Origin of the sequence: Kitasatospora sp. NPDC053057 (genome assembly GCF_044546945.1) — a bacterium.
GTDB lineage: Bacteria > Actinomycetota > Actinomycetes > Streptomycetales > Streptomycetaceae > Kitasatospora.
The window spans coordinates 74,142-90,446 of sequence record NZ_JBITZP010000016.1 but is presented as its reverse complement, the minus strand read 5'-3'; the positions used below and the strand labels follow the sequence as shown (position 1 = coordinate 90,446).

The window sequence follows — 16,305 nt, the reverse complement described above, 5'->3', positions numbered from 1 at the left end:
GATGTGCCAGACCGGACACCCGGGGCAAACGGTCGACCTGCGCCGGGCGGTGCTCGCCCGCAACGACGACGGCGCCCGCGAACTGCGGGCCGCGCTGACCGCCCGCGGGACGGTCGCGGTGAACCTGCTCTCCAGCCCCGGCAGCGGCAAGACCGCCCTGCTGGAAGCCGAGTTGGGGCTCGCCCGCCGGCGCGGGGTGTCCGTCGCCGCGCTCACCGCCGACCTCGCCACCGAGAACGACGCGCTGCGGCTGGCCCGTTCGGGGGCGCCGGTGAAGCAGGTGCTCACCGACGGGCTCTGCCACCTGGAGGCCCGGATGCTCGCCGGGCACCTGGACGGCTGGCTGCCCGGGGACTGCCGGCTGCTGTTCGTGGAGAACGTCGGCAACCTGGTCTGCCCGGCCTCCTACGACCTCGGCGAATCGCTGCGGGTGGTCCTGGCCTCGGTGACCGAGGGCGAGGACAAGCCGCTCAAGTACCCCACCGCGTTCGGGCTGGCCAACCTCGTCCTGGTCACCAAGGCGGACCTCGCCGCGGCGGCCGAGTTCGACGAGGCGGCGTTCCTCGCCAACGTCCAGCGGGTCAACCCCGGCGTGGAGGTGGTGCCCACCTCGGCCCGCACCGGCGACGGCGTCGGCGCGCTGCTGGAGCGGGCGCTCGCCGTGCTGGACGGCGCCGCGCCGCACCGGCCGGTGATGGCCGCCGGGCACGTGGTTTCCGGGCACGTGGTTTCCGGGCACGCGCCTGAGGGGCACCACCACGCCGTGCCGGAGCCGTCGTGACGGCGTTCGACCTCCAGCGGCGCCGGGTCGCCGTGCGCGGCCTGGTGCAGGGCGTCGGCTTCCGGCCGTTCGTCTTCGCGCTGGCCGGGGAACTCGGACTGGCCGGCAGCGTCACCAACACCGGCGAGGGCGTGCTCGCCGAAGTCGAGGGCAGCCGGGAGGCCCTCGACGCCTTCTGCCGACGGGTGGCCGGCGACGCGCCGCCGCTCGCCCGGGTCGCCTCGGTCGAGCAGGAGCCGCTCGCCGCCACCGGCGCCACCGGCTTCACCATCACCGCCTCCCGCACCGACGGCCCGCGCGCCACCCTGATCCCGCCCGACGTCGCCGTCTGCGCCGACTGCCTGGCCGAACTCACCGACCCCGCCGACCGGCGCCACCGGCATCCGTTCATCAGCTGCACCAACTGCGGCCCCCGGCACACCATCGTCACCGGCCTGCCCTACGACCGGGCCAACACCACCATGGCCGGCTTCCCGATGTGCGCGGACTGCGCCCGGGAGTACACCGACCCCGCCGACCGCCGCTTCCACGCCCAGCCCGTCGCCTGCCACGGCTGCGGACCACGGCTCACCCTGACCGTCCCCGGGCACCCCGACCGCCGCGACGAGGACGCCCTCGGCGGGGCCCGGCGGCTGCTGGCCGACGGGGCGATCCTCGCCGTCAAGGGCATCGGCGGCTACCACCTCGCCTGCGACGCCCGCGACCGCACCGCCGTCGCCCTGCTGCGCCGGCGCAAGCGGCGTGGTGACAAGCCCTTCGCCCTGATGGCCCGTGACCTCGCCACCGTCGAGGGAATGCTGCCGCTCGGGCCCGTCGAACGGGAACTGCTCACCGGACCGGTGCGGCCGATCGTCCTGCTGCGCCGCCCCGGCGGGTTCGCCGCGGAACTCCCGGCCGTCGCCCCGGGCAGCCCCGACCTCGGGGTGATGCTCCCGTACACCCCGCTGCACCACCTGCTGCTCGCCGCCCCCGGGCCGGACCTGCTGGTGATGACCAGCGCCAACCTCTCCGGGGAGCCGATCGTCACCGACGACCGGGAGGCGCTCAGCGGGCTCGCGCCGCTGGTCGACGGCTGGCTCAGCCACGACCGGCCGATCCAGGTGCCCTGCGAGGACTCCGTGGTGCGGGTGGTGGACGGCGAACAGCTGCCGCTGCGCCGCTCGCGCGGCTACGCCCCGCTGCCGCTCCCGCTGCCGGTGCCCGTCCGACCGGTGCTGGCCGTCGGCGGGGACCTGAAGAACACCTTCGCGCTGGCCCGGGACGGCTACGCCTGGCTGTCCGGCCACATCGGCGACATGGACGACCTGGCCACGCTGCGCGCCTTCGACCGCGCGGTCGACCAGCTCGGCACGGTCAGCGGGGTGCGGCCGGAACTGCTGGTCGCCGACCGGCACCCCGGCTACCGTTCGCTCCACCACGCCGAGCGCACCGCCGCCGGCCGACCGGTGCGCCGGGTGCAGCACCACCACGCCCACATCGCCGCGCTGATGGCGGAACACGGCCTGGACGGCGGCCGCCCCGTCCTCGGAGTGGCCTTCGACGGCACCGGCTACGGCGAGGACGGCGCGGTCTGGGGCGGCGAGGTGCTGCTCGCCGACTACGACGGATTCCGTCGCCTCGCCCACCTCGCGTATGTGCCGCTGCCGGGCGGGGACGCGGCCGTCGAGCGCCCGTACCGCACGGCGCTGGCGCACCTGCGCGCGGCCGGGCTGCCCCGGGCCGCCGGGCTGCCGCCGATCGAGGCCTGCCCGGCCGACGAACTGCGGCTGCTGGAGCGGCAGTTGGAGCGCGGGCTGAACTGCGTGCCGACCTCCAGCATGGGCCGGCTGTTCGACGCGGTGTCCTCGCTCGCCGGGATCTGTCACCGGGCCGGGTACGAGGCCCAGGCGGCGATCGAACTGGAGGCGGCCGCAGTGGAGTTCGGCCCCGCGGCGGGCTACGGCTTCGGGCTCGCGGAACGGGCGGACGGCTGGACCGTCGAACCCGGGCCGGTGCTGGCCGGGGTGGTCGCGGACCTGGCCGCGGGCGCGCCGACGGGACTGATCGCCGCGCGTTTCCACGCCGCGGTGGCCGAGGCCGTCCGGCAGGTCTGCGCGGCCGCCCGGGATCGGCACGGCACCACCACGGTCGCGCTCAGCGGCGGCGTCTTCGCCAACGCGCTGCTCTCCTCGGCCTGCGCGAGCGGCCTCGGGGAGGACGGCTTCACCGTGCTGCGGCACCGCCGGGTGCCGCCCAACGACGGAGGGCTGGCGCTCGGCCAGCTGATGGTGGCCGGCCGGTCGTCGGCCGCCCGGGAGGAGTGAGAGCGGATGTGCCTGGCGGTGCCCGGCAGGGTGACGGAGATCGGGGAGCGCGACGGGACCAGGATGGCGGTGATGGACTTCGGCGGGGTGGTCAAGGACGTCTGCCTGGAGTACCTGCCCGACCTGGCGGTGGGGGAGTACGCGATCGTCCACGTGGGCTTCGCGCTGCAGCGTCTGGACGAGGAGTCGGCCCGGCGGACCCTGCGGCTGTTCGAGGAACTCGGGCTGCTGCAGGAGGAGTTCGGCGACCCGTGGGAGGCCGCCGAGACGGCAGGCGTGGCTGAGGAGGTCGAGCGGTGAAGTACCTGGAGGAGTTCCGCAACCCCGAGCTGGCCGAGGGCCTGCTCGCCGACATCAGGGCGACGGTCACCCGGCCCTGGGCGCTGATGGAGGTGTGCGGCGGCCAGACGCACAGCATCATCCGGCACGCCATCGACCAACTCCTACCGGAGGAGGTCGAGTTGATCCACGGGCCGGGCTGCCCGGTGTGCGTCACCCCGCTGGAGGTGATCGACCGGGCGCTCGCCATCGCCGCCCGGCCGGAGGTGATCTTCTGCTCCTTCGGGGACATGCTGCGGGTGCCCGGCACCGACCGCGACCTGTTCCGGGTACGGGGCGAGGGCGGCGACGTCCGGGTGGTGTACTCGCCGCTCGACGCGCTGAGGATCGCCCGGGAGAACCCGGACCGGGAGGTGGTCTTTTTCGGCATCGGCTTCGAGACGACCGCCCCGCCGAACGCCATGGCCGTCCACCTCGCCCGGAAGCAGGGCCTTCGCAACTTCAGCATGCTGGTCTCGCACGTCCGGGTGCCCCCGGCCATCGAGGCGATCATGGACTCACCGGACTGCCGGGTCCAGGGCTTCCTGGCCGCCGGGCACGTGTGCAGCGTGATGGGCACCACCGAGTACCCGGCGCTCGCGGAGCGCCACCGGGTGCCGATCGTGGTCACCGGCTTCGAGCCGCTGGACATCCTGGAGGGCATCCGGCGGACCGTACGGCAGCTGGAGCGCGGCGAGCACACCGTAGACAACGCCTACGCCCGGGCCGTCCGGCCCGAGGGCAACCCGGCGGCCCGCGCCATGCTGGCGGACGTCTTCGAGGTGACCGACAGCTCCTGGCGGGGCATCGGCGTGATCCCGCGGAGCGGTTGGCGGCTCTCCCCGCGCTACCGGGACCACGACGCCGAGCACCGCTTCGACGTCGCGGGCATCCGCACCCGCGAACCCGCCCAGTGCCGGGCCGGCGAGGTGCTGCAGGGGCTGTTGAAGCCCCACCAGTGCGAGGCCTTCGGCACGGTCTGCACGCCGCGCACGCCGCTCGGCGCCACCATGGTCTCCAGCGAGGGCGCCTGCGCCGCGTACTACCTCTACCGGCGGCTGAGCACGCCGAGCCCGGCCCAGGAGGCGAGCCCCGTTGGCTGACACCGAACTGCTCACCGACCCGGCCGCGCCGGACTTCTCCGGCTGGAGCTGCCCGCTGCCGCTGCGCGACCACCCCCGGGTGGTGATGGGCCACGGCGGCGGCGGGGCGATGTCCGCCGAACTGGTGGAGAACCTCTTCGCGCCCGCGTTCGGCGGCCCGGCGCTGGCGGGGCTCGGCGACTCGGCCGTCCTGGAACTGGGCGGTGCCCGGCTGGCCTTCTCCACCGACTCCTACGTGGTGCGGCCGCTGTTCTTCCCCGGCGGCTGCATCGGCGACCTCGCCGTCAACGGCACGGTCAACGACCTCGCCATGAGCGGGGCCCGGGCGGCGTACCTGTCCTGCGGCTTCATCCTGGAGGAGGGGGTGGAGCTGGCCGTCGTGGACCGGGTCGCCCGGGCGCTCGGCGCCGCCGCCCGCACCGCCGGGGTGGAGGTGGCCACCGGGGACACCAAGGTGGTCGAGGCCGGGCACGGGGACGGCGTCTACCTGAACACCGCCGGCATCGGGCTCGTCCCGTCCGGGGTCGACATCCGGCCGCAGCGGGCCCGCCCGGGCGACGTGGTGATCGTCAGCGGGCCGATCGGGCTGCACGGGGTGGCGATCCTGAGCGTCCGGGAGGGCCTGGAGTTCGGGGTCGAGGTGCGCAGCGACTGCGCGGCGCTCGGCGGGCTGGTCGAGGCGATGCTCGGCGCCACCCGCGACCTGCACGTGCTGCGCGACCCCACCCGGGGCGGGCTGGCGGCGGCGCTCAACGAGATCGCGGCGGCGGCCGGGGTGGGCGTGATGCTGAGCGAACGCGCCGTGCCCGTCCCGGACCCGGTGGCCAACGCGTGCGCCGTACTGGGACTGGACCCGATGTACATCGCCAACGAGGGCAAGCTGGTCGCCTTCGTCCCGCGCGCCGAGGCCGACGCCGTGCTCGCCGCCATGCGCGCCCACCCGCTCGGCGCGGAGGCGGTGGCGATCGGGGAGTGCGTCGAGGACCACCCCGGGATGGTCGTCGCCCGCACCGGCTTCGGCGGCACCCGGGTGGTCGACCTGCCGATGGGCGAACAGCTGCCCCGAATCTGCTGACCACGGCTCCCCGGGCGGGGCGGGCCACCGCCCGGGGAAACCGATTTCTGTTTCGGCGGGGTTGTGGCATAAGGTGATCTCACCGACGCGGGGTGGAGCAGCTCGGTAGCTCGCTGGGCTCATAACCCAGAGGTCGCAGGTTCAAATCCTGTCCCCGCTACCAGCAGGAGCCGGGGTCGACACGATGATCGTGTCGACCCCGGCTTCTTTGCGTTCCGGGCGGGTTGTCGATGTCCGCGGTGATCGAACTCGTTGACGGCCGTCGTGAGCCGAGGGGGCGTCAGTTCCCCAGTGACAGAAGCTTTTGACGGGACTCTGACATGGCATCAGGTTGCTTTAGGGTAATTTAACGCGGTTGCTGGACAAGATGCGGGAGAACATCTCGCGGGCGACCCGGACCGTCGACATCTCGACTCTGGCGCCGTTCCCGGACGGTGCGTTCCAGGACGCCATCGTGGACGGCCTCAAGGCGTCGGTCGCCGCCGGGAACGCGCCGCACGTGCGGATCCTGGCCGGGGCCGCGCCGCTGTACAACATCACCGCGCTGCCGTCGAACAGCCGGGGCCTCTGCCAGGGCTGACGACGAGTTGGCAGGAACAGGGGGCGACGACGTCCGACGGCACCGCGACCTGCTGACCGAGCTCGACCAGGCCGGGTACGTCGACGCGGTGAACGCGGGGCGCTGAGCCCGCCTGAGCAGTCGCTGATCCGCCGTCCGGCACCCTGGACGGCGGGTCGGCAGCTGCGCCAGCATGGAGCACATGCCCGAGACGCCGAAGTCCCCCCGCAGGATCGCCGACGACCACGTCGCCCGGGTCGCGGCACTCGACCCGGCGACCTCGACCAGACTCGGCCTCCACCCCGAGGACGACCGGCAACCGGACCTGTCACCGGAGGGGTTCGACGCGCTCGCCGAACTCGCCCGGCAGACACTGACCGCCCTCGTCACCGCGGCGCCCGCGGACGACCCCGCCGACCTGGACTGCGCCCGCCTCCTGCGCGAGCGGCTCACCGCCGAACTCGCCGTGCACGAGGCCGGGGACCACCTCCGCGAACTGCGCAACGTCAACTCGCCCCTGCACAAGGTGCGTGGCGTCTTCACCATGATGCCCACCGACACCGCCGAGCAGTGGGCCGCCGTCGCCGGACGGCTGCGCAACGTCCCCGGCGCACTGGACGGCTACCGGGCGACCCTGGCCGAGGGCATCGGCCGCGGACTGCTCAGCGCACCCCGGCAGGCCCACGCGGCCATCGCCCAACTCGACGCCTGGACGGGGCAATCGGGCGGCGGCACCAGCTGGTTCACCGGGTTCGTCGCGGACGGCCCCGCCCCGCTGCGCCCCGAACTCGACGCCGCCGCCGAGCAGGCGACCGCCGCCACTGCCGCCTTCCGCGACTGGCTGGCCGACACCTACCTGCCCGCCGCCGACGGCACCCCGGACGCCGTCGGGCGCGAGCGTTACCTGCGCTCCGCCCGCTGGGCCAACGGCGCCGAGATCGACCCGGCGGAGGCGTACGCCTGGGCCTGGGAGGAGTTCCACCGGACGGTCGCCGAGATGCGGGCCGAGGCGGAGCGCATCCTCCCCGGCGCGGGCGTGCGGGCCGCCATGGACCACCTCAACACCCACGGCCACGCCGTCGAGGGCGAGGAGAACGTCCGCGCCTGGCTCCAGCAGATCATGGACGAGGCGATCGACGCCCTCGACGGCACCCACTTCGACATCGCCGGCCCGATGCGCCGGGTCGAGTCCAGGATCGCGCCGCCGGGAAGCTCGGGCGCGCCCTACTACAACGGCCCCAGCCTCGACTTCAGCCGCCCCGGCCGCACCTACCTACCCGCCCTCGGCCGACTCTCCTTCCCCACCTGGCAGCTCGTCAGCACCTGGTACCACGAGGGCGTCCCCGGCCATCACCTGCAGACCGCCCGCTGGACCGCCTGCGCCGACCGGCTCAGCACCTACCAGATCACCCTCGGCGCGGTCAGCGCCAACAAGGAGGGCTGGGCGCTGTACGCCGAGCGCCTGATGGACGAACTGGGCTTCCTCACCGACCCCGCCCGGCGCCTCGGCTACCTGGACAAGCAGATGCTGCGGATCATCCGGGTGATCGTCGACATCGGCATGCACCTCGAACTCGCCATCCCCGCCGACTCAGGCTTCCACCCGGGCGAACGCTGGACCCCGGCCCTCGCCCTCGACTTCATGGCCACCCACCACGGCAGCGAACTCCCGCGCCGCTCCAGCGAGATCGACCGCTACCTCGGCTGGCCCGGCCAGGCCATCGGCTACAAGCTGGGCGAACAGGCCTGGCTCCAGGGCCGCGAGGCCGCCCGCCGCCGCCAGGGCGTCGACTTCGACCTCCGCACCTGGCACACCGCCGTACTCGCCCAGGGCTCCCTCGGCCTCGACGACCTGGCCACCCGCCTCGCCGAGGCGTAGCCGCGCTCAGCAGGGTCTCCTCCGGCTGGAGGAGACCCTGGAAGGACAGCGGATTGACGCAGGCCAGGGTGCGGTCCAGTAGGGAGACGATGGCCGCCTCGCTTTCCTCAGCGTCGCGCGAGCGCCACCCCCGTCACCGCCATGACCATGGAGTACACCGAGGTCGACGCGGTGATGAAGAGCCGATTGTTCTTCGGCCCGCCGAAGGTGAGGTTGGAGACGGGCTCGGGTATGAGCAGTCGCCCGATCAGCGAGCCGTCCGGGTCGTAGCAGTGCACGCCGTCGTCGAAGGCGGCCGCCCACAGGCGCCCTCCGTCGTCGAAGCGGATGTTGTCGAAGCTGCCGTTCGGCGCCTCCGCGAAGACCTTGCCGTCCGAGAGGGTGCCGTCCTCGCGCGCGTCGAAGACGCGGATGTGCCGCGCGCGGCTGTCCGAGACGAACAGCTGCCGCTCGTCGGGCGAGAAGACGAGCCCGTTGGGGCCGGTGAAGCCGTCCGCGACGAGCCGTACCTCGCCGCTGCCCGGGTCGATGCGGTACACGTGGCACGCGCCGATCTCGCTCTCGGCGCGGTGGCCCTCGTAGTCGCTGGTGATGCCGAAGTCCGGGTCGGAGAACCAGACCGAACCGTCGGAGTGCACCACCGCGTCGTTGGGGGAGTTGAGCCGCTTGCCCCGGTAGCGGTCGGCCAGCACGGTGATCGAACCGTCGTGCTCGGTGCGGGTCACCTGGCGGTTGCCCTGCTCGCAGCTGATGAGGCGGCCCTCGCGGTCCAGCGTGTTGCCGTTGCTGTGGCCGGCGGGGGAGCGGAAGACGCCGACCGTGCCGGTGGTCTCGTCCCAGCGCAGCATCCGGTCGTTGGGGATGTCGCTCCAGATCAGCTGACGCCAGGCCGGCAGGTAGACCGGACCCTCCGCCCACCGGCAGTCCCCGTGGAGCTTCTCCAACCGGTGGTCGCCGCTGGCGCACTTCCCGGTGCGGAAGCGCTCGTCCAGGATCTGGTACAGGCCGTGCTTGATCTCGCCAGACACAGTTCACCTCTTGATGCCTCGTGCTGAATTTCATTCGGCGCTGCATGAGTATGACAGAAGACGATATGGTTGCAGCGTGACATCAGAGAACCTCGACGAGATCGACCGCGCGCTGGTCGCGCTGTTGCAGCAGGACGCCGGGCAGGCGTACGCGGCCCTGGGCAAGGCGATCGGGCTGTCCGCGGGCGCGACCCACGAGCGGGTCCGCAAGCTGCGTGAGCGCGGGGTCGTCCGGCGTACGACCATCGAGGTCGATCCGAGGGCGCTCGGGCTCGGAGTGCTCGCCTTCGTGATGGTCGAGTCCTCGGCCTGGATGGGGGATTCGGCCGAGGCGTTCGCCGCCATCCCGGAGATCGAGGAGGCCCACATCATCGCGGGCAGCGCCTCGGTCCTGGTGAAGGTGCGAACCTCCACCACCGAGCAACTCCAGGACGTGCTGCGGCGCCTGTACGCGATCGAGGGGGTGAGCGGCACCCAGGCGACGGTCTCCCTGGAGACCTTCTTCGAACGCCCGTCGTCGGCCCCCGGACCGGCACACAGGTAGGGCGCGGCCCTCGCCGCCTCCCTCGCCCCCACCTGGCCGACCGCTGCCGCACCGCGGCCCCAGAACCGTCCCTGACGTCGTGCGGCTCCCCCATGCCCCCGACTCCGTCGGTCTCCGGAGGCTGGGCCGTCCGGCTGGTCGACGGCGCGGCACGCCGGGATGCGGCCGGGGCAGCGGGCTAGGGTCGGCGGGGCCGGTCCGCCGCACCACGGGAGAACGATGCCGAGGGTCCCCAGCCTCCGATCACGGTGGGCGAGTGCCGCCGCCGGGCTGGCCGTGGTCGCGTCCACCCTGGCCGGCTGTGGGAGCGGCGGGCAGAACGGCCCGGTCACGCTGAACTGGTACAACTTCCCGGACGATTCGGGTGCGCTCCAGCAAGCCGCCGACCACTGCGGGCAGCAGTCCGGCGGGCGCTACACCATCCGCTACGACAAGCTGCCCCGCGGCGCGGACGGCCAACGCCAGCAACTGGTGCGCCGGATGGCCGCCCACGACGCCGACGTGGACATCCTCGGCCTGGACGTCACCTGGCCCGCCGAGTTCGCCGAGGCCGGATGGATCCGGGAGTGGACCGGGCAGCTGCGCGACCGGGGCACCGCCGACACGCTCGACGCGGCGGTGCGCACCGCGACCTGGCGGGGCCGGCTGTACGCGACGCCGTACAACTCCAACACCCAACTGCTCTGGTACCGCGACGACCTGGTCCGAACCCCGCCCCGGACCTGGGCCGAGATGCTGGCCATGGCGGAGGACCTGGCCCGTGCGGGCAAACCGCACTACGTGGAGGTCCAAGGCGCCCAGTACGAGGGACTGACGGTCTGGTTCAACACCCTGGTCACCAGCGCCGGAGGTTCCATCCTCACCCCCGACGCACAGGCGCCCTCGCTCGGGCCTCCCGCCGTCGCGGCCGCCACGGTCATGCACGACCTGGCGACCTCCGCGGCCGCCGACCCCTCGCTGCCGAACCAGATGGAGGACCAGAACCGGCTCGCCATGGAGTCCGGTACGGCCGCCTTCGAACTCAACTACCCGTTCGTCTACCCGTCGATGAAAGCCAACCAGCCCGAACTCTTCCAGCACTTCCACTGGGCGCCCTACCCCGCCGTGACGCCCGACCGCCCCGCCGGCGTGACCATCGGCGGGATCGACCTCGCGGTGGGCGCCTACAGCCGGCACGCCGACCTCGCCTTCGAGGCCACCCTGTGCCTGCGCAGCCGGGACAACCAGCTCACCAACGCGCTGAAGGGCGGCCTCCCGCCGTCGCTGCGCAGCCTGTACCAGGACGAGGAACTCACCCGGAGCTACCCCTTCGCCGCCGACGTGCTCGCCGCCCTCGACACCGCGAGCGTCCGGCCGCAGACCCCCGCCTACCAGAACGTGTCCATCGCCGTCTCCCACACTCTCTCCCCGCCCGCCGGCATCCGCCCGGAGAAGGACGTGGCCGACCTCCACGGGCAGATCCAGGACGCCCTCGGCTCGAAGGGGCTGATCCCGTGACACCACCCATCCGAACCCGCGACGACGCCGTCCGGAGACCGGCCGGGCCCTCCCGGGGCGCCCGCGAGGAACGCAGGCTCGGCCTGCTGCTCTGCGCGCCTGCGGTCGTCGTCATGCTGGCGGTCACCGCCTACCCGATCGGCTACGCCGTCTACCTCTCGTTGCAGCGCTACGACCTGCGATTCCCCGACCAGGCGCACTGGGTCGGACTCGCCAACTACGGCGCGGTGCTGAGCTCCCCCGTCTGGTGGCGGGCGCTCGGCGTCACCGTGCTGATCACCGTCGTGTCGGTGGCCGTCGAGCTGGCCCTCGGACTCGCCCTCGCCCTGGTGATGCAGCGCGCCCTCGTCGGCCGCGGCACCGTCCGCACCGCGGTCCTGGTGCCGTACGGGATCGTGACCGTGGTCGCGGCCTACTCCTGGCAGTACGCCTGGACACCGGGCACCGGCTACCTGGCCGCCCTGCTGCCCGGGGGCAGCGCCCCGCTGACCGAGCAGTGGCCCGCCATCGGTCTGGTCATCCTCGCGGAGGTGTGGAAGACCACCCCGTTCATGGCCCTGCTCCTGCTCGCCGGCCTCGCCCTGGTGCCCGACGAGACCGTCCGGGCGGCGATGGTGGACGGCGCGACCTTCGGACAGCGGCTGCGCCTGGTGATCCTGCCGCTGATGAAGCCGGCGATTCTGGTCGCTCTGCTCTTCCGTACCCTGGACGCCTTCCGGATCTTCGACAACATCTACGTGCTGACCGGCGGCTCCAACGGCACCGGCTCGGTCTCGATCCTCGGCTACGACAACCTCTTCACCGCGCTCAACCTCGGCATCGGCTCGGCGATCTCCGTGCTGATCTTCGTCTGCGTGGCGCTCATCGCCCTGGTCTTCGTCAAGCTGTTCGGCACGGCCGCGCCGGGCACCGAACCGGAGCACCGATGAGCAGCCGCCGCACCCGGACCCTGGCAGCCTGGGGAATCGTTGACCTGGCGGTCGTCCTCTACGCGCTCTTCCCGGTGTGGTGGATCGTGGCGCTGTCCTTCAAGGACCCCGCCACCCTCACCGACGGCGACTTCGTGCCGCGCAGGTGGACCTGGGCCAACTACCGCGGCATCTTCGAGACCTCGGAGTTCACCCGGGCGCTGGTGAACTCGATCGGGATCGCGGTGATCGCCACCACCGTCGCCGTCGTGCTGGGCACCATGGCGGCCTACGCGGTCGCCCGGCTGCGCTTCCCCGGCAAACGGCTGCTGATCGGGATCTCCCTGCTGATCGCGATGTTCCCGCCGATCTCGCTGGTCTCACCGCTGTTCGACATCGAGCGGGTGCTCGGCCTCTTCGATACCTGGGCCGGGCTGGTCATCCCGTACATGACCTTCTCGCTCCCGCTGGCGATCTACACGCTCTCGGCGTTCTTCCGCGAGATCCCCTGGGACCTGGAGAAGGCGGCCAAGGTCGACGGCGCCACGCCGTGGCAGGCGTTCCGGCTGGTCATCGCTCCGCTGGCGGCACCAGGCGTGCTCACCACCGCCATCCTGGTCTTCATCTTCTGCTGGAACGACTTCCTGTTCGCCATCTCGCTGACCTCCACCACCGCCGCCCGGACCGTACCGGCCGCCATCGCCTTCTTCACCGGCAGCTCCCAGTTCGAGCAGCCGACCGGCTCGATCGCGGCCGCCGCCGTGATCATCACGATCCCGATCGTGATCTTCGTACTGCTGTTCCAGCGCCGCATCGTCGCCGGCCTCACCGCCGGCGCAGTCAAAGGATGAGACCGCCCCACCCGGCGGACCAGGAAGGCGGACCGTGGCCGAGATCGTCCTCGACGGCATCACCAAGCGCTATCCCGACGGCGCCCTCGCCGTCCGCGACGTCGACCTCACCATCGCCGACGGCGAGTTCGTGATCCTGGTGGGCCCGTCCGGCTGCGGCAAGTCCACCACGCTCAACATGATCGCCGGCCTGGAGGACATCACCGAGGGAACCCTGCGCATCGCCGGGCAGGTCGTCAACGACCGCGCGCCCAAGGACCGCGACATCGCGATGGTCTTCCAGAGCTACGCCCTCTACCCGCACATGAGCGTGCGCGAGAACATGGGCTTCGCGCTGCGCCTGGCCAAGACGGACAAGGCGACCATCGCCGCCAAGGTCGAGGAGGCCGCACGCATCCTGGACCTGACCCAGCACCTCGACCGCAAACCCGCCAACCTCTCCGGCGGGCAGCGCCAGCGGGTCGCGATGGGGCGCGCGATCGTCCGCGAGCCCAAGGCCTTCCTGATGGACGAGCCGCTCTCCAACCTCGACGCCAAGCTCCGGGTACAGATGCGCACCCAGATCGCCGCACTCCAGCGCCGCCTGGGCACCACCACCGTCTACGTCACCCACGACCAGGTCGAGGCCATGACGCTCGGCGACCGGGTGGTCGTCATGCGGGCGGGCGTCGTCCAGCAGGTCGGCTCGCCGCAGCACCTGTACGACGAGCCGGTGAACCTCTTCGTCGCCGGGTTCATCGGCTCGCCCGGCATGAACTTCCTCGGCGCCGCGCTGGAGCAGAACACACTGCGCACCCCGCTGGGCACGCTGCCGCTGGACGACCGCACCCGGCGCGCCCTGGAACGCGCGGACGCCCCGCGCGAGCTGATCGTCGGCATCCGCCCCGAGAACTTCGAGGACGCCTCCCTGGCCGAGCAGCACGGCGGCGGGGTCACCTGCACCGTCACCGTCGAGGTCAGGGAATCCGTGGGCTCGGACGTCTACGTCCACTTCACGCCGGAGGGCGGACCGGCGCCGACGGCGGGTCTCGCCGAACTCGCCGAACTCGCCGCTGACTCGGGCCGGGCCGACACGGGCGTGCGGGAACAGCGCGTCGTGGCGCGGCTCGACACCGCCACCCGTGCCACCGAGGGCGGCCCGTTGGAGCTGCGGGTCGACACGGCCCGGATCCACGTCTTCGACCCCCGGAACGGGGCCAACCTGACGCACCCGGAACGCTCCGCGGGGTAGCGCGGCCCATGGCGCCGCCGCGGAGCCGACGGCGGCCGCCCGGTGGTGACTCAGCGTGCTTCGCGTTCGACGAACAGAGTCAGTCGCTTCCGAGCCGGGCGTGCGAGCATGACCGGATGACTGCGAGTTCCCACGAACTGTACGAGCTGCACCGGGTGATGACACCGGTGCTGGAGATCGCCTACCACCGGGCCGGCGAGCGCCGCCGGGAGTCCGACGCTCCGGTGATCCTGTTGCATGGCTTCCCCTACGACGTGCGGGCCTACGACGAGGTGGCGCGGTTGCTCGCGGAGGCCGGCCGGGAAGTGCTGACGCCGTACCTGCGCGGCTACGGGCCGACCCGGTTCCTGGACGAGGGGACAATGCGCAGCGGCCAGCAGGCTGCGCTCGCGCAGGACCTGGTTGAGTTCATGGAAGCGCTGGGGATTGAGCGGGCGGTGGTTGCCGGTTACGACTGGGGCGGGCGGGCGGCCTGCGCGACGGCGGCGCTGTGGCCGGAGCGGATCCAAGGCCTGGTCGCGGCGGGCGGCTACACCGTCCAGGACATCGCCCGCGCGATGGAGCCCGCTGTACCGGAGGCTGAGCGCAACCTTTGGTATCAGTACTACTTCCATTCCGAGCGGGGCCGCCAGGGGCTGGAGCAGAACCGTGAGGAGCTGTGCGGGCTGCTCTGGCGGCTCTGGTCTCCGACCTGGCCGCAGGCCGAGGAGGCCTTCGCCGCCTCGGCTGCCAGCCTGCACAATCCGGACTTCGTGGACGTCGCGATCCACTCCTACCGCCACCGCTTCGGTCTGGTCGAAGGCGATCCGCGCTACCAGGAGTTGGAAGTGTCGCTGGCCGGTCGGCCGCCCATCGTGGCTCCGACGGTGGTGCTGGTGGGCGAGGAGAACGGGGTGATCCCCGCCGCGGATCAGACCGGCACCGAGCGGTTCACCGGGCCGTGCGAGTTGAGGACTCTCCCCGGGGTGGGCCACAACGTCCCGCAGGAGGCACCGGAGGCCTTCGTCGAGGCGGTCCTGAGCGTGTGCTGAGTCCGGCCTGAGGCGCGGGGGCCGCCCGCCGGTGGCCCCCGCGCTCATCCGGCCGTCACTAACCGTGGGTGACGCACTTGTTGGCGCTGTTGGACCACAGGCCCTGGAGATCGAAGGTGCCGGTGCTCAGGGTGACGTAGGCGTCGAGGTTCTCGCACTCGTCGCCGATCTCCCCGCCGCCGCCGTTCCAGCCGATGCTGGGCCAGAAGTCGGTGACGGTCTCGGCGTACTCGTGGGTCTCGGTGGACTCGATGCCGGAGAGCAGCCGGCCGTCCGTGAAGGTGGTGCAGGCGCCCGCCCCGTTGTCCGGGATGTACGGCAGGTTGGTGTAGGCCAGGGTGCCGTAGGCGCTGCTGGTCTTGTCGTGCCAGGCGCAGAACCCGGTGTTGGGGAAGCCGTCCGGGTGGGTGCCGGTGGGGGAGAGCACCACGTACTGGGCGTTGAGGTTGGGCGCCTGGGTGGTGTTGCCGAAGTGGGCGGCGGCCTTGCCGGCCTCGGCGCCGAGCTGGGTGGCGGTCGCGCTGCCGGGCGCGGCGGCGGAGTTGTCGAACCAGACGCCGGCCAGTGGGGAGGCGGCCGGGTGCTGGACGTGGACGCCCTTGGTGCCGCAGGTGGTGGTGCCCTTGGCGACGCCCTCGCAGTACTGGTCGAGGATGGTGCCCCAGGTGTCCTGGCTGCCGTAGAGGCCCTTGAACATTTTCTGCATGTCGGTCGCCACCCCGGCCGGGTCGGACGACCACTGGCTGCCCCAGAAGACCAGGTACACCTTCGGCGTGGGGGACACCACGCCCTGCGTCCCGGCGGAGCGGACCGAGAGGGTGTTGTTGGTGGTCGCGGTCGGGCGCTGGGCGGCGCCGGGGTGGAGCGGCTTGGCCCCGAAGTGGGCGGCCGCCGGGGCGGGTTGCGCCTCGGCTCCGGTGGCCAGTGCGGTGGTGCCGAGGGCGGCCAGGGCCAGCGCGGTGAGGGTGTGCGCGGCGGCCTTGAGCGGTGTGCGCATGCGTCTGCTCCCGAGTGTGAGGGTGTGGGAGGTTTGTCCGTGCTCGTCGAGCCCGGACACCACATCAACTCGGCGGCGGCGCCGTCCAGATGGGAGACGCGACAGCGCGAATCCTTTGCCGTGGTCATACCAAGTTCTTGTCGGTGAACCGTCGGTGAAACCTCGGCACATCGGAGTCGAGGCCCGCGGCGGGTGGTACT

The 16,305-nt window shown here is 72.4% G+C and carries 15 protein-coding genes and 1 tRNA gene; 14 read left to right on the top strand and 2 right to left on the bottom strand.

Features of this window, described 5'->3' with window-relative positions; genetic code table 11:
- Position 1 precedes the first annotated feature (1 nt).
- The 8 genes from hypB to ACIG5E_RS18750 all read left to right on the top strand — a co-directional run bounded on the left by hypB (position 2) and on the right by ACIG5E_RS18750 (position 8,018).
- Positions 2-781 carry a hydrogenase nickel incorporation protein HypB gene (gene hypB, locus ACIG5E_RS18785; protein WP_396534548.1) on the top strand — a complete coding sequence of 260 codons (780 nt, stop codon included), beginning with the start codon at positions 2-4 and terminating at the stop codon, positions 779-781.
- Positions 778-3,084, top strand: a complete 2,307-nt coding sequence (hypF, locus tag ACIG5E_RS18780; protein ID WP_396534546.1) for a carbamoyltransferase HypF — start codon at positions 778-780, stop codon at positions 3,082-3,084. The genes hypB and hypF overlap by 4 nt, the downstream gene beginning before the upstream one ends.
- A 6-nt stretch (positions 3,085-3,090) precedes the next feature.
- Positions 3,091-3,384, top strand: coding sequence for a HypC/HybG/HupF family hydrogenase formation chaperone (locus ACIG5E_RS18775; RefSeq protein WP_396534544.1), 294 nt, complete (start codon positions 3,091-3,093; stop codon positions 3,382-3,384).
- Entirely contained in the window at positions 3,381-4,505 is a 1,125-nt protein-coding gene (gene hypD / locus ACIG5E_RS18770) for a hydrogenase formation protein HypD (protein ID WP_396534542.1), read from the top strand. The genes ACIG5E_RS18775 and hypD overlap by 4 nt, the downstream gene beginning before the upstream one ends.
- Positions 4,498-5,580: a hydrogenase expression/formation protein HypE gene (hypE, locus tag ACIG5E_RS18765; protein ID WP_396534540.1), complete on the top strand. Its 1,083-nt coding sequence runs from the start codon at positions 4,498-4,500 to the stop codon at positions 5,578-5,580. Before hypD ends, hypE begins: the two co-directional genes overlap by 8 nt.
- Before the next feature lie 86 nt (positions 5,581-5,666).
- Positions 5,667-5,743: transfer RNA gene (locus ACIG5E_RS18760), tRNA-Met, on the top strand.
- A gap of 192 nt (positions 5,744-5,935) precedes the next feature.
- Complete coding sequence (locus ACIG5E_RS18755; protein ID WP_396534538.1) at positions 5,936-6,160, top strand: hypothetical protein; 225 nt, start codon at positions 5,936-5,938, stop codon at positions 6,158-6,160.
- A gap of 181 nt (positions 6,161-6,341) precedes the next feature.
- The gene (locus ACIG5E_RS18750; protein WP_396534536.1) at positions 6,342-8,018 is read left to right on the top strand and encodes a DUF885 domain-containing protein; all 1,677 of its coding nucleotides are present in this window, start codon (positions 6,342-6,344) and stop codon (positions 8,016-8,018) included.
- A gap of 107 nt (positions 8,019-8,125) precedes the next feature.
- On the opposite strand, the gene ACIG5E_RS18745 is transcribed toward ACIG5E_RS18750, so the two are convergent.
- Complete coding sequence (locus tag ACIG5E_RS18745) at positions 8,126-9,046, bottom strand: SMP-30/gluconolactonase/LRE family protein (RefSeq protein ID WP_396534534.1); 921 nt, start codon at positions 9,044-9,046, stop codon at positions 8,126-8,128.
- Positions 9,047-9,122: 76 nt separating this feature from the next.
- On the opposite strand from ACIG5E_RS18745, the gene ACIG5E_RS18740 reads away from it, so the two are divergent.
- From ACIG5E_RS18740 to ACIG5E_RS18715, 6 genes are all read left to right on the top strand, one after another.
- Positions 9,123-9,590 (top strand): Lrp/AsnC family transcriptional regulator, encoded by a 468-nt coding sequence (locus ACIG5E_RS18740; protein ID WP_396534532.1) that lies wholly within the window; start codon positions 9,123-9,125, stop codon positions 9,588-9,590.
- Between the two features lie 219 nt (positions 9,591-9,809).
- On the top strand, positions 9,810-11,087 hold the full coding sequence (locus ACIG5E_RS18735) for an ABC transporter substrate-binding protein (protein WP_396534531.1): 1,278 nt from the start codon (positions 9,810-9,812) through the stop codon (positions 11,085-11,087).
- Positions 11,084-12,016, top strand: coding sequence for a carbohydrate ABC transporter permease (locus ACIG5E_RS18730; RefSeq protein WP_396534530.1), 933 nt, complete (start codon positions 11,084-11,086; stop codon positions 12,014-12,016). The genes ACIG5E_RS18735 and ACIG5E_RS18730 overlap by 4 nt, the downstream gene beginning before the upstream one ends.
- Entirely contained in the window at positions 12,013-12,846 is an 834-nt protein-coding gene (locus ACIG5E_RS18725; protein WP_396534529.1) for a carbohydrate ABC transporter permease, read from the top strand. The genes ACIG5E_RS18730 and ACIG5E_RS18725 overlap by 4 nt, the downstream gene beginning before the upstream one ends.
- Positions 12,847-12,880: 34 nt before the next feature.
- Positions 12,881-14,077, top strand: a complete 1,197-nt coding sequence (locus tag ACIG5E_RS18720) for an ABC transporter ATP-binding protein (RefSeq protein ID WP_396534528.1) — start codon at positions 12,881-12,883, stop codon at positions 14,075-14,077.
- A gap of 116 nt (positions 14,078-14,193) precedes the next feature.
- Positions 14,194-15,108 carry an alpha/beta fold hydrolase gene (locus ACIG5E_RS18715; RefSeq protein ID WP_396534527.1) on the top strand — a complete coding sequence of 305 codons (915 nt, stop codon included), beginning with the start codon at positions 14,194-14,196 and terminating at the stop codon, positions 15,106-15,108.
- Positions 15,109-15,166: 58 nt separating this feature from the next.
- Here the strand turns inward: ACIG5E_RS18715 and ACIG5E_RS18710 are convergent, their stop codons facing one another.
- On the bottom strand, positions 15,167-16,105 hold the full coding sequence (locus ACIG5E_RS18710; RefSeq protein ID WP_396534526.1) for a hypothetical protein: 939 nt from the start codon (positions 16,103-16,105) through the stop codon (positions 15,167-15,169).
- Positions 16,106-16,305: the final 200 nt, after the last annotated feature.